This is a genomic window from Candidatus Avelusimicrobium aviculae (genome assembly GCF_949292495.1).
GTDB classification, from domain to species: Bacteria; Elusimicrobiota; Elusimicrobia; order Elusimicrobiales; family Elusimicrobiaceae; genus Avelusimicrobium; species Avelusimicrobium aviculae.
This window is the reverse complement of record NZ_CASEZB010000001.1, coordinates 1-13,513: the sequence shown is the minus strand read 5'-3', so window position 1 is coordinate 13,513 and position 13,513 is coordinate 1. Positions and strand designations below refer to the sequence as shown.

The following is a 13,513-nucleotide window of genomic DNA, read 5'->3' as shown; positions in this document are numbered from 1 at the left end:
ATTCATTTAAGGTAGAATAACATGATGAAACCAGAAACCAAATTAGGTTTGTTTACAGTAGTAGGGATAGCCGTGTTGGGGTTCTCGCTCTATTTTTTGGGCGGGCTTTCCGTTACGCGCACGTATAACGTAAACGTTAAATTTCAGGACGTATCCGGCCTGCCGGTAAAAGCTCCCGTAAAACTGGCGGGGGTGGAAGTAGGTAAAGTAAAAGAAATAAAAATACAAGATGACACCGTCATCGTAGTGGCTGCCATTAACGAAGAAATTCCTTTATACCAAGGAGCGCGTTTTAGCGTGGTGATGACGGGGATTATCGGTACGAAATATTTAAAAGTGGTGCAGGGAGAGGAGTCCGCCGGTTTGATTAAACCCGGGGAATATGTGGACGGCACGGACGAAGTCCCCATGGACGTGATGATAGCGCAAACCATGTCCAGCATTAAAGAATTGGTGGACAGCGTACACCAGCAGGGCCAATTTGGGGAAAATCTAAACGCTTCTTTGCGGGAAGTGCGCCAGCTTTCCGCCAATTTAAACCAAATGGTGGCTTCCATGCGTCCCTATTTAAACAATTCCGTTCAAAATTTGGACCAAATCAGCGAACAGCTTAAAGACGTGGTGGCCAAGGCGGATAACGTGATGACCAGCTTGGATAACGGGGACGGCGTAATAGGCAGTTTAATTAAAGACCCTAATATGAAAGAAGACGTAAAGGAAAGCGTTACTAAGCTGAAAGAAACGATGACGGAAGTAAAAACTTTTGTGGGTAAGATGAGCCGCTTCCGCATTTATTGGGATTATGACTTCTTTTATATGCCTTCTTCTCAAATAGCCAGCAGTGATTTGGCTTTGGAAATTTATCCTTCCAGCGGTTACACTTTTTACCGCGCGGGTATCGCCAACCTAGGCAATGAGGACGACACCCCCGCCAAAGGCGATTATTTGGAACGCAATAAAATAGACCTGCGTTTTGGGTTGTATAATCATTGGGCGTCCGTTTCCGCGGGGTTGATACGCGGCGCGGGCGGCGTGGCGATGGAACTGCGCCCGTTCTATGACAAAGAATTCTTAAACCGCTTTACCGGCACCGTGGAATTTACGGACTGGGGGCGTGACCGCGTCATTAATGACCGCCATTTCAACAGACCCAACTTAACATACGGGGTGGATTTCCGGTTTAACCGGTATTTCTCCGTAGGGGCTTGGATGCGCGACGCGCTGGAAACCAACGATTTTGCCGTAAAGGCCAATATCTCGTTTAACGACCAGGATATTTCCTCTTTCTTTGGCATGGCTACATTGGCCCGTTAGGAGTTTTAGATGAAATTTAAAACCGTGTTTGTCTGTCAAAAATGCGGGTATGAATCGGCCAAGTGGTCCGGCCAATGCCCGGAATGCGGGGAGTGGAATACCCTGGCCGAAGAAGTAAAACAGCAGGAAAGTAAAAAAGAAAAGCGTGTACGTTCGTTTACGGATTTTTCTTCCGAAATCATTAAACTTTCCGAAAGCCGCTGCGTACCCCAAACCCGTATTCCCACCGGCTTGGGCGAGTTTGACCGCCTGCTTGGCGGCGGGCTGGTAAAAGGCCAAATCACGCTTTTGGCCGGCGCGCCTGGAATAGGCAAAAGCACGCTGATGCTGCAGGTGGCTTCTTCTTTGGCGGATAAATTAAAAGTATTGTATATATCCGGAGAGGAGAGCATTAACCAAATATCCGGCCGCGCGCAGCGCTTGGGTGTTACCAGCGAAAATATTTTTTTACATTGTGAAACGGACATACAAAAAATCGTACAGGCGGTGGAGCAGGTTTCCCCAGACGTATTGGTGCTGGACTCTATCCAAACCGTTTATCACCCGGATTTTACTTCCTCAGCCGGAACCGTCGGCCAGGTGCGTGAATGCGCCAGCGAGCTGGTGCGCCTGTGCAAGCCCAAAGGCATTATTACGTTTGTTCTCGGCCATGTAACCAAAGACGGAGAGCTGGCCGGCCCCAAAGTGCTGGAACACATGGTGGACAGCGTGCTTTATTTTGATACGGAAAAAGACAATGTCCTTCGTTTATTGCGTCCGCATAAAAACCGTTTTGGATCTACGGGTGAAATTGGCCTTTTTAAAATGACGGGCCACGGACTGGAAGGAGTGGAAAACGCCAGCGAATATTTTGCCCAAACTTCTAAAGAGCGCGCTTTAAAAGGCCGTGCCTATTCGTTGGCGTTGGAAGGAAGCCGCCCCCTGCTGACAGAAGTGCAAGCCTTGGTGAGCCCTACCCATTACCCCTATCCACGCCGGGTGGCTACGGGGGTGGATTTAAACCGTTGTTTAATGCTTTTTGCCGCTTTGGAAAAACACATCGGCCTGGCCTTGGACAATAAAGACATTTTTGTCAGCCTGGCCGGCGGCGTAAAATTAAAAGACCCCGCCTTGGATTTAGCCGTCTGCGCGGCGGTTATCAGCTCCTGCAAAGATATTCCCATTCCGCATGACAGCCTTTTTATGGCGGAAGTGGGCATTTTGGGACAGGCGGCCAAGGTGCCTTTGCTAGATAAACGGCTGGAGGAAGCCCGCCGGCTGGGGTTTAAAAAAGCCTATACGGCGCCTTTGTCCCGCGCGGAAAAGCGGGATTTAAAAGAGTTGGAATTGGCGGAACTGGCGGATTTGAATGATTTGTCGCTTCGGCTTCGCTGATAAAAAACCCGGTTTTTAAGAACCGGGTTTTTTATACACTGCCCGCGTGGAGAAACTTCCCGTAAAAAACCAGCAGAAAACGCCGGGAAAGTGGTAAAATGTACATAAGGGCTTTTGCCCTTTTAATTTATATTGGAGGCCTTATGCCTATTTGGATTTTTAGGATTTCTACCCTGGTAGCTTTTCCTTTTTTAACTTATAACTATATTGATAAAGATATCATGAGCCTGCTGGGCGGGCTTTTATGCGGGGCGATTGTCCTTGCCGGAGAGGTGCTGTTTAAGCGCCTGCGCCTGATTAAGATAATGATTGCCTGTTCCGGCTTGTTGCTGGGTTATATGCTGTATGTGTTTTTTGACTACGGCTTAATGAAGTTTGCCAATGAAACGGTTGCCGGGTTTTGGGGCCGTTATGAAAGCAATATAGAAATTGGGCTTTTGGTTTTCGGGGTGCTGGTAAGCATCTTTAAAGCGCGGGATTTGGAAGGCCTTTCCTACCGCGGATGCCATTTAAAAGTGGCGGATTTGTCCTCCTTAATGGACGGGCGCATCGTGGATTTGTGCGAGATTAATTTTCTGTCCGGCATTATTGTTTTGCCCGTGTTTGTAATGGACGAATTAAACAAAATGGCCGCCAGCAAAGACCCGCTGGAGCGCGCCAGAGGCCGCCGCGGGCTGGATGTGGCCTCCCGCTTGCAGGAATTAAAAGAAATTGGCGTGCGCATTACCAACAAAACCCCCAAAGCGCAGGATAACGCGGAACGGGTGGTAAAGCTGGCCAAAAGTTTAGGGGCTGAAGTGGTCACGCTGGATTTTAACGTTAACAAGGTGGGTTCTTTGTATGATGTAACCGTTTTGAATATCGCCGATTTGGCCACCGCGTTAAAGCCGGTGGTGCTGCCCGGGGAAACCATGTCGTTGTTTATCATGAAAGACGGAAAAGAAAAAGAACAGGGCATTGGGTATTTGGATGACGGCACCATGGTGGTGGTGGAGGACGGACGCAAATACATCGGCAAACGGGCGGAAGTATCGGTTTATTCCATATTGCAAACTTCTTCCGGCCGCATGATTTTTGCCAGAACCAAATAGGATTTTTTGCATGCACGAAAAGACGGGTTTTGCTTCAGCGGTTATTGTGGCGGGCGGCAGCGGCAGCAGGATGGGGCGCCCAAAACAAATGTTGCCGCTGGCGGGAAAACCCGCTTTGTTTCATACCGTGCGCGCTTTTTTAAACACGCCGGAAATCGCCCAAGTGGTAGTGGTTACCCCAAAAGAAAACCAGCTTATTTTGCAGCAGGAGTTTGAGGGGTTAACTTATGCTTTGCCGGGGGATACGCGGCTTCGTTCCGTGATAAACGGGGTAGAAAAAACCGCCGCCGGTTTACCTGTGGTGGCCGTGCACGACGGCGCCCGCCCTTTGGTGAAGCCGGCCTTTATCTCCCGTTGCGTGCGTGAGGCGCAAACCCACGGCGCGGCGGTGCTGGCCGTCCCCGTAAAAGACACCATTAAAGTGTGCCAAGACGGCGTGATAGCCCATACTTTAGAGCGCAATGTTTTATGGGCGGCGCAAACCCCGCAGTGTTACCGGCGGGAACTGCTCATGCAGGCGTTGGAAAAATACGGGAGCGAAAAAGACGCTACGGACGAATCCCAACTGGTGGAAAAGTTGGGGGTAAAGGTGCGGGTGGTAGCGTCTGACTATGCCAATAACAAAATCACCACCCCTGAAGATTTAATTTTTGCCGAGGCGCTTATGCAGGAAAACGTATATTACCGTACGGGTTTTGGGTTTGATTTGCACCGCATGGAACCCGGGCTTAGAATGTTTTTGGGCGGGGTGGAAATACCGCATACGAAAGGTTTTCTGGGCCATAGCGACGGGGACTTGGTCCTCCATGCCGTTTGCGACGCTGTTTTGGGGGCTTTGTGCGAGGGGGAAATAGGCATACTTTTCCCTCCTACGGATCCTTCCATTAAAGGCATTTGCAGCGTGGATATCGCCCGCAAAGTGCTGGAAATTGTGCAAAGCCGCCATGCCCAAATTGTGCATATAGACGCTACCGTCATTACCCAAGAACCCAAAATCAAACCGCATTATGAAGCGGTAAGAAAATCTTTGGCCCGTATTTTTAATATGGACGTAAAAAATGTTAGTTTCAAATCCAAAAGCCACGAGCACGTGGGGGAAATAGGCCAAGGCCTGGCCGCCATGTGCCACGCGGTGGCCACTTTAAAAATTAAGGAGTAAAACCATGAATGTGAAACCGATTATTTTAATACTTTGCGCGGGTGCGCTGGCTGCTTGTTCATCCACGGGGGACTACCGCTCTTCCAAAACCATCAGCCAGGGGCTGGATTACAGCATGTATACAGATTATGAAGGCCGCTATGAACTGCCTTCCGGCCCGTTGGGCGCGCCCAGCGTGTTGGACGGCTCTTATGAAGACCCTTTTGCCGTAGGGGAAACCAACGTGGTTTCTTCTGACGAAGATTTTACCGCCTCTTTACCCGCCAGCGCCTATGATACATACGGGGATGTGGTTATCCCGGTAGCTAAGAAAAAATTTCAGCTGGGGGCTAAAGCCTCTTCCAGGGAAATGGGTATTTTCCAAAAAGCGCTTACGCGGGCTTATGGTATTGCCTTGCACGCTTACAACCCGGCCGGGTTTACGTATTCCGTATCCAGTGTGGGCGCGGTGAACCCACTTTCCGATATTGAAGTAAGCTGCATGTTGGCGGAATCTTCCGCCAACAGCGTGGGGCAAAACACCTGCAATAAATTTTTTCAGGAATTATCTTCCAACTATTATGATATGCTGGAGGAGGCCCAGTAATGTTTTTATACAATACGTCCAGCCGTCATAAAGATGAATTTGCCCCCCAAAACCCGCAGCAGGTTACCATGTATTGCTGCGGGCCTACTGTATATAATTACGCCCACATAGGCAATTTGCGCACCTATATTTTTGAGGATTTGCTGGCCCGCACCATCCGTTTGCATTATCCGTTAAAACACGTTATGAACGTAACCGATGTGGGGCACTTGGTGTCTGACCAGGATGACGGCGAGGATAAAATGGAAGTGGGCGCCGCGCGCGAAGGCAAAAGCGCTTGGGACATAGCCAAATTTTACGAAGAAAAGTTTTGGGCCGATTTTGACGCTTTAAACTGCACCCGCCCCACGGTAATCAGCCGCGCCACCCAGCACATAAAAGAAATGATAACCCTGGTAAAAACCTTGGAAGACAAAGGCTATACGTACCGCACCAGTGACGGCATTTATTACGACACGTCTAAGTTTGACCGGTATGACGCTTTGGTCGGTCATGCGCGCATTAGTGGTTTGCAGGGCGGCGCCCGCGTGGAAATGAGCGATGAAAAACGCAACCCGACGGATTTTGCCTTATGGAAATTTTCCCCCAAAGACAAAAAACGCCAAATGGAGTGGGACAGCCCGTGGGGGGTGGGGTTCCCCGGGTGGCATATAGAATGTTCCGCCATGGCTATGAAATATTTGGGCAACACCCTGGATATTCACTGCGGAGGGATAGACCACGTAACCATACACCACACCAACGAAATCGCCCAAAGCGAAGCCGCCACCGGGCAAAAATACGTGAATTACTGGGTGCATGGGGAATTTTTGATTTTGCGTTCCGGAAAAATGTCCAAATCCGGCGGTACGTTTGTCACTCTGGCCACGTTGAAAGAAAAAGGGTATGACCCGCTTTCCTACCGGTATTTATGCTTAACGGCGCATTACCGCACCCAGCTGGAATTTACGTTTGAAAGTTTGGACTCGGCCGCCAAAAGTTTGGAAAATTTACGCGCTTTAAGCCGCGGCGTTTTACAGCAAGCCCAAGGAAAAGAAGACACCGGCGGCGTGTGCCAAACTTGGAAAGATAAATTTGCCTCCGCCATGGAGGACGATTTAAACGCCCCCAAAGCGTTGGCCGTTGTGTGGGAAGGCATACGCAGCGCGGAAATGACGGCCGCGCAAAAGCTGGCTTTTCTGCGCTTTGCGGACAGTATTTTGGCATTGGATTTGTTTAAAGAAAAACCGCAGGAATCTCTCGCGCTGCCGCAGGAAGTGCAAACCCTGCTGGAAGAGCGCGCCCGCGCCCGCGCCGCCAAAGATTATAAAAAGTCTGACGAGCTGCGCGACGCTGTCGCCCGGCTGGGTTATGTGGTGAAAGACACCCCGCAGGGCCAAAAAGCGGAGAAAAAATTATGAATATGAAAAAAGTCCCCGCCGCGTTTTTACAGCGCCTTCCCAAGGCGGATTTGCATGTGCATTTGGACGGATCCCTTCGTTTGTCCACATTAATAGAATTGGCAAAAAAAGAGGGGGTAGAGCTTCCCTCCTATACGCAGGAGGGCATGCGCCGTTTGGTGTATAAAGACAAGTATGCCTCTTTGGTGGAGTATTTAAAAGGCTTTAGTTATACGGGCGCCGTGATGCAAAACGCAGAAAATATAGAACGCATCGCTTACGAGCTGGGTCAAGACGCTGTTGCCGAGGGGGTGCGCTATTTGGAAGTGCGCTTTGCCCCGCAGCTGCACGCCAACGATAAACTTTCCGCCCAGGATTCCGTGCGCGCGGTGGCGCGCGGGTTAGCCCGCGCCCAGCGGGAGCATAATCTTTCCAAAGAAGTAAAAACGGGGAAAGATTTAGAATTTCATTACGGCATTATCGCTTGCGCCATGCGTAATTTTAATGCGTTTATGTCCCCTTATTACGGGGTATTGATGAAAGCGTTGGCGCAGTCCAGCAAAACGGAAATTTTTAATATTGCCTCTTTGGAGCTGGCTAAAATGGTGGTGCGGCTAGTGAAAGAGGAAAAACTTCCCATTGTGGGGTTTGATTTGGCCGGGGAAGAAGCCGGCTATCCCGCCTCGGACCATGTGGAAGCCTACCGCTATGTGCATAAATATTTTATGCGCAAAACCGTACACTCCGGCGAGGCATACGGCCCGGAATCCATTTTTCAGGCCATTACGGACTGCTACGCCAACCGTATTGGGCACGGTACGCATTTATTTTCCAAAGAAATGATTAAAGACCGTAAGGTAAAAGACAAACAAGCCTATGTGGACAGCTTGGCTGATTATATTGCCAGCGAGCGCATTGGCGTGGAAGTCTGCCTGACCAGCAATTTGCAAACATTGCCGGAAATCAAATCCGTTAAAGACCACCCGGTAAAAGAAATGATTAAGCGCGGGCTTCCTATCAGTATCAATACGGATAACCGCTTGGTTTCCAACACCACGGTTACCAAAGAGCTGGAATTATTGGTACGCAATATAGACCTGTCCCCAAAAGAGCTTAAAAACGTGGTAATCGCCGGTTTTAAAGGGGCGTTTTTCCCGGGAAGCTATGTGCAAAAGCGGGATTTTATACGCAAAGTGATAGACCGCTACAACGCCTTAGCCAAGGAATACAATATTCCTACCTATTGAGCGGAAAACCCAGTTTGTATAAACAAAAAGCGGGGCTGGAAGTTTTCCAGCCCCGCTTTTAAATAGGAAGGATTATTTATCGTCCTCAAAATTTTTTGTATTGGGAATCAGGTGTTTCACCATGTCTTTAAGCGTTTTCTTAAAAAGGCCTTTGCGGGTGGGTATTTTCTTTTCAGCCGAAGCGTAGGCGGCGCTTTGCGCGGGGGAAGACTGCCCGCTTTTGTCAAACGCCAGGCGCTGGCTGGGATAAATGCTTTGCTGGCCGGTAATCAAAAAACTGATAACGCAGGCGATGGTGGCGTAAGGGGCCACTTCCGCGCCAAAAAGTTCAATAGCCATAATGCTGGCGGAAAGGGGAGTATTTGCCGTTCCCGCCAGTACGGCCACCAGCCCTAAAGCGGCTAAAGTGGCGGGATCCACTACCAAAAAATCAGCCAGCATGCCGCCCGCTTGCGCCCCAATAAAGAAAATAGGCGTTACCACCCCGCCGATACCTCCGGCGGCAAAGGTAATGGATGTGGTGATGATTTTGTATAAAAACCCAAAGGGGCTGTCCGGCGTGGCGCCGGCTAATACGTTGTCAATGCCGCTCATGCCCAGGCCTAAATAGACGGGGGAAATAAAATATCCTACGGCAATTAACAAACATCCGCCCACCGCGCAGGCCATAAATACGGAAGTGCGCAGCGTGATATAACGAAACACCACCCGCATAAACTTCATCATTTCAATAAATAAAATGGAAATAATGCCAAATATCATGCCCGCTATAATCACTTTTAAAAAGAATTGTTCGGAAAATACCGGCACAAAATGAATAGGGTGGTAAATGTAATTTACGCCTAAATATTGCGTTACTTGGAAGGCCGTCATCCCGGCTACCAGCGCGGCGAACATGACTTCGTAAAAAATATGCCCCACCCATAACACTTCCAACCCAAAGAGGGCGCCGGATATCGGCACCCCAAACACGCCCGCAAACCCGGCGCTTACGCCGCAAATCATCATTTTGCGCTGGTCCTCTTTGTTCATGCGCATCAAACGCGCCAGAGTAGAACTGATGCCGGCTCCTACGTCGGCGCAAGGAGCTTCTTTGCCGGCGGAACCTCCGGTAGCCATGGTAAGGATAGAGAGGAAAAAGGCTTTGGTAATGGAAATAAAAGAAATAGGCCGGTACGAGTTGATTTTATTTATTACGGAGTCTGTGGTATAGTCCCGGTCTTTGCGGAAAGTATGGCGGGAAAGCAATACCCCTAAATACAGAAACAGCGGCAGCCCCACATAGAAATAAGATATATTATTGCGCCAGCTGATGGCCGCGTCCAGCAGTTTTAAAAAAGCCGCGTCCAGCACGCCCACAATTACGCCCACCAGCGTGGCAAGCGTAAACCATTTGATAATATGAAGTACATTATTTCTTTGGGAATCCCACATATGCTACATATTATCAAATTGCTTTTTCGCGCACAAACTTCCCCTGTAAAGCGGCGTTTTTTGCCCGGTTGTATTTTGATATACTATTATAGAGGGCGGGCTGCGGTTATAAACCCGCCCGCAAGGAGATTTTATGGATTTTTTTATTTCTTCAGTGATTACGCTGGCTTTGGTTATGGACGGATTTGGCAATATACCTCTTTTTATTGCCGCGCTTAAGAAAGTCGCCCCGGAACGCCGCAAAATTGTTTTATTGCGCGAACTGGGAATAGCGCTCTTAATTATGGTGGCGTTTCTGTTTTTAGGCAAATGGTTCTTGCAGGCGTTTGGGGTGAGGCAGTTTTCGCTAAGCATAGCGGGCGGGATTATTTTGTTTATTATTTCCGTGCGCTTGGTGTTTGGCGGGGAAGAAGAAGCCAAGACGGACCCCAAAGAAGATGAGCCTTTTGTGGTGCCTTTGGCTATCCCGCTGGTGGCGGGGCCGGCGGCGCTGTCTATGGTGATGATTTTATCCGCCCAATCCCCCAACAAACTGGTTACGCTGGGGGTGGTGTTGGCGGCGTCTCTCATTAACTCGGTCATTTTGATGTTGTCTTTTCCCATCAGCACGTTGTTGGGTAAACGGGGGCTGGTGGCTATTGAACGCTTGACGGGTATGATTTTGGTGCTGATGTCCGTGGATATGGTGATGGGCGGCATCGCGGAATTTATTAAACTGGGTAATGTATAGTATGAAAAAAATAGTTTCTTTGTTTGGCGGTATTTTATTGTTTCTTTCCGGGTTACCGGCTTGGGCTTCCGTGCAGTTGGCGCAGGACAAACCCAATTTCTGTTTGTTTGTAAGCCCCACTTGCGTGCATTGCAATAAATTAAAGCACGAGTATTGGCAACAGTTGAAAGATAAATATAAAGATACCGTAAACTTTGTAGAGCTGGATATTTCTAAAGACGGAAACAACTTGATTTTTGCCGAAACGGCCAAAGCCTACGGCGTGACGGATTTGGGCTATCCGGCCGCCTGCGTGGGCAGTACTTTTTTAATGGGATACCCCAACGAAATTGCCACCTATGCCGACGCCGCGATAGAAAAAGCCATGCTGCTGGATGAGGATACCATTTTAGTGCAAGAAAACGCCCAAGACACCCAGGCCGCTTTTAGCAAAATTACTTTATGGGCCATTATCGGCAGCGGGCTGGTGGACGGGTTAAATCCCTGCGCGTTTGCGGTGATTGTGTTTTTTATTTCGTTCTTGACCGTGTATAAATACACCCGCCGGGAAATTATTTTGGTGGGCGCCGCTTATTGTTTTGCGGTGTTTGTGGCGTATGTGCTGATTGGGCTGGGGTTGTTCCAATTCTTGTACGCCATGCGCGGTTTTGCGTATGTCATTAAAGCGTTTTATATTATTACGGCGGCGGTATGTTTGGCGTTTTTCTTTTTGGCTTTGTATGATTTTTGGATTTACAAAAAAACCAAAAAGGCCGATAAAATGCTCTTGCAGCTTCCTACTAATTTAAAAGTGCGTATCCATAAAATTATGGGGTTTTTCCTGCGTGATAAGCACGAAAGCAGCTGGCGGCTGGTATTGGCCGCTTTGGCGGTGGGGTTTGCCGTGTCTTTGGTGGAAGCGGTGTGCACGGGGCAGGTGTATTTGCCTACGGTGGTTTTAATTATGCAGGACCCGGCTTTCCGCGTGAAAGCGTGGCTGTATTTGCTGTTATATAATTTCATGTTTATTTTGCCTTTGGTATTAATTTTTGTATTATCAATATTAGGTTATGAATCCAAAGGATTTAACGACTTTTTAAAGAAGCATTTAGGTTTGATAAAACTTTTATTGTGTGTGGTGTTTTTAGCTTTATTTGTTTTATTAGTTGGCAATATATAAGGAGCATGTTATGAAAAGCCAAGGTTTTTCCCTTATGGAACTTATTTTTGTTCTTCTGATTGTGGCTGTACTCTCTACCTTTGCCGTAAAGACTTATATAAAGGTAATAGAGCGGGCCACTATGTCTGACGCGGTGAACATGATGGCCACGGCTTCTGGCGCGCAGGACCGTTATTTTTTAAAGCGTAATGCTTATACTAATAAATGGAGCTACTTGGACTTAAATATGAGCAATGACCCGCACCTTTTTAAAAACGAGGACGGCAGCGAGGTCTATTATACGAAAGGAGATTCACCCGATAATACCGGGGACGGTTTTGCCGTTTCTTTTCAGTTTGATTATTACCGCCGCGGTTTTGTGGTGGCGCAGCGCGTCGGATCGGAAAAATATACATATAAATTGGTGCGTCCGTTTGGGCAGTCACAGATATATTGTATTCCCGTTTATGAAAACGAGTTTGACGTAAACTTTTGTATGGATTATGCCGGGGTGGACGAAATGAGCCAGCTGCCCGCTAACCCCATGGTTCCGATACCGGAAAAAATAACCTTGGATTAAAACTAATTTTTAGGCCCGTTCCGGAAGGCGGGCCTATATTTTCCGTTGCCGCATGGAAGAGGATTTTCGCATGAAAAAAGGCTTTACTATTAAGTCACTTTTGATATTAGTGGCGGTGATAACGTGTTTTGCCGCTTTTGCTTTTCCCCGTTATTTTTGGGAGAAAGAAAAAGCCCGCGCGCTGGCGGTGGACGCTGTTTTGTCTGATGCGGAAATAGCGCAAGATTATTTTATGCGTTTACATGGCCGTTTCGCGGCGGACTGGGCGGCTTTGGCCCGTTATTTTTCTGTTCCCTCCATATTAAATGTAACGGCGCAGGAAGTGGGCGGAACGCCGGCGGAGTTATATTTGGCGTTTATCGGCCCCAACGGCAAGCCGGAGGCGGACGGATATATTTTGCGTTTGGAACAAGCCCCTTCCGCCGAAGAACCCGCCCGGTTGGCTGCCCGCCGCGTAGGAGGGCGTTATAATTACCAATTGGTGCGCCCTATGTTTACAGGGCAAACCGTGTGCCAAGGGCAAGACGAGCGGGGAAATAAATTTTGTTCTTTGTTTGCTCCTTATTTGCAGAGAGAACATATCCGTTTTATTTCTAAGCCGTTTTCTTCTGAAAAGCCTGCTTCTCCCGCTTCGGCAGTAAAAAAGTAGACTATCCGATGATTGGGTTTATAGGTCCTTAAAAGGGCTTGACATTGCTTTTTGCTACTGCTAAACTAATAATGTAGCCGCTATGGCTGCAAAACTCTACGTAAAACTGTAGGAGGTTTTATGAATAAGAAAGGTTTTACCTTGATCGAACTGCTCGTAGTAGTGTTGATCATTGGTATCTTGGCTGCTATGGCTATGCCGCAGTACTTCAAAGCGGTGGAACGCTCCCGCATGACGGAAGCCGACACCTTGTTGGGCAGCATTGCCCAAGCCCAGCGCCGCAAATTCTTACAGACCAACCGGTTTGTAACGAATTACAGAGCGTTGGACGTGTCCCCGAAAGATTCCAACGGGTCCACCTATTACACCAAAGGCGATCCTGCCACTGGTGCTAACGGAAATGGTTTTGGAGTGGTGTTGGCTGGTACCACCTTCCAGGATGGTATTGCCACCGCTACCCGCCATGCCGCCAGCGGTGCTTTGCAGTATCAGTATAGCTTGTCCCGCTACTATCAGGGCGACAACGTAACCTGCAACGGCACCAACCCTGCTGGCCAGGAACTCTGCGCTGACTTCTGCGGTATTGATACGCCGACCGCCTCTTGCTGCAACAACGGCACTGATGCCCCATGCGCTCAGCCGGCCAATAACTAATTCACTTAGTTAATCTTAAACCCCGCCTGGTAACAGGCGGGGTTTTTTATAACTACTGCTCACAATAAACCCCGGGCGTAAGCCCGAGGGATGGAGTGTGTATCCCCAAATCTTCATATTTAGTACCATCTCAATATGGAACTTACCAAATTAAGTCACTGCGTTTATCACTGCCGAT

Annotated in this window: 13 protein-coding genes; 12 read left to right on the top strand and 1 reads right to left on the bottom strand. The window is 48.7% G+C overall.

The features are described 5' to 3' along the window. Nucleotides 1-21: 21 nt before the first annotated feature. From ACQY33_RS00065 to ACQY33_RS00035, 7 genes are all read left to right on the top strand, one after another. Entirely contained in the window at nucleotides 22-1,314 is a 1,293-nt protein-coding gene (locus ACQY33_RS00065; protein WP_428073020.1) for an MlaD family protein, read from the top strand. 9 nt (nucleotides 1,315-1,323) lie between these two features. Next, nucleotides 1,324-2,688, top strand: coding sequence for a DNA repair protein RadA (gene radA, locus ACQY33_RS00060; RefSeq protein ID WP_428073018.1), 1,365 nt, complete (start codon nucleotides 1,324-1,326; stop codon nucleotides 2,686-2,688). 143 nt (nucleotides 2,689-2,831) lie between these two features. After that, nucleotides 2,832-3,779: a PIN/TRAM domain-containing protein gene (locus tag ACQY33_RS00055; RefSeq protein WP_428073017.1), complete on the top strand. Its 948-nt coding sequence runs from the start codon at nucleotides 2,832-2,834 to the stop codon at nucleotides 3,777-3,779. 10 nt (nucleotides 3,780-3,789) lie between these two features. Continuing rightward, the gene (ispD, locus tag ACQY33_RS00050; RefSeq protein ID WP_428073015.1) at nucleotides 3,790-4,938 is read left to right on the top strand and encodes a 2-C-methyl-D-erythritol 4-phosphate cytidylyltransferase; all 1,149 of its coding nucleotides are present in this window, start codon (nucleotides 3,790-3,792) and stop codon (nucleotides 4,936-4,938) included. Between the two features lie 4 nt (nucleotides 4,939-4,942). Then, nucleotides 4,943-5,524 (top strand): hypothetical protein, encoded by a 582-nt coding sequence (locus ACQY33_RS00045; protein ID WP_428073013.1) that lies wholly within the window; start codon nucleotides 4,943-4,945, stop codon nucleotides 5,522-5,524. After that, the gene (gene cysS / locus ACQY33_RS00040; protein WP_428073011.1) at nucleotides 5,524-6,924 is read left to right on the top strand and encodes a cysteine--tRNA ligase; all 1,401 of its coding nucleotides are present in this window, start codon (nucleotides 5,524-5,526) and stop codon (nucleotides 6,922-6,924) included. The genes ACQY33_RS00045 and cysS overlap by 1 nt, the downstream gene beginning before the upstream one ends. Then, entirely contained in the window at nucleotides 6,921-8,150 is a 1,230-nt protein-coding gene (locus tag ACQY33_RS00035; RefSeq protein ID WP_428073009.1) for an adenosine deaminase family protein, read from the top strand. Before cysS ends, ACQY33_RS00035 begins: the two co-directional genes overlap by 4 nt. A gap of 72 nt (nucleotides 8,151-8,222) precedes the next feature. Here the strand turns inward: ACQY33_RS00035 and ACQY33_RS00030 are convergent, their stop codons facing one another. Further along, the gene (locus ACQY33_RS00030; RefSeq protein ID WP_428073007.1) at nucleotides 8,223-9,584 is read right to left on the bottom strand and encodes a chloride channel protein; all 1,362 of its coding nucleotides are present in this window, start codon (nucleotides 9,582-9,584) and stop codon (nucleotides 8,223-8,225) included. Nucleotides 9,585-9,717: 133 nt separating this feature from the next. On the opposite strand from ACQY33_RS00030, the gene ACQY33_RS00025 reads away from it, so the two are divergent. The 5 genes from ACQY33_RS00025 to ACQY33_RS00005 all read left to right on the top strand — a co-directional run bounded on the left by ACQY33_RS00025 (nucleotide 9,718) and on the right by ACQY33_RS00005 (nucleotide 13,335). After that, nucleotides 9,718-10,314: a MarC family protein gene (locus ACQY33_RS00025; protein WP_428073005.1), complete on the top strand. Its 597-nt coding sequence runs from the start codon at nucleotides 9,718-9,720 to the stop codon at nucleotides 10,312-10,314. Nucleotide 10,315: 1 nt separating this feature from the next. Continuing rightward, nucleotides 10,316-11,473: a hypothetical protein gene (locus ACQY33_RS00020; RefSeq protein ID WP_428073003.1), complete on the top strand. Its 1,158-nt coding sequence runs from the start codon at nucleotides 10,316-10,318 to the stop codon at nucleotides 11,471-11,473. Nucleotides 11,474-11,483: 10 nt separating this feature from the next. After that, nucleotides 11,484-12,032, top strand: a complete 549-nt coding sequence (locus tag ACQY33_RS00015) for a type IV pilin protein (RefSeq protein WP_428073001.1) — start codon at nucleotides 11,484-11,486, stop codon at nucleotides 12,030-12,032. A 70-nt stretch (nucleotides 12,033-12,102) separates the two neighbouring features. Continuing rightward, on the top strand, nucleotides 12,103-12,681 hold the full coding sequence (locus tag ACQY33_RS00010; RefSeq protein WP_428072999.1) for a type IV pilin protein: 579 nt from the start codon (nucleotides 12,103-12,105) through the stop codon (nucleotides 12,679-12,681). Between the two features lie 120 nt (nucleotides 12,682-12,801). Further along, the gene (locus tag ACQY33_RS00005) at nucleotides 12,802-13,335 is read left to right on the top strand and encodes a type IV pilin protein (RefSeq protein WP_428072997.1); all 534 of its coding nucleotides are present in this window, start codon (nucleotides 12,802-12,804) and stop codon (nucleotides 13,333-13,335) included. Nucleotides 13,336-13,513: the final 178 nt, after the last annotated feature.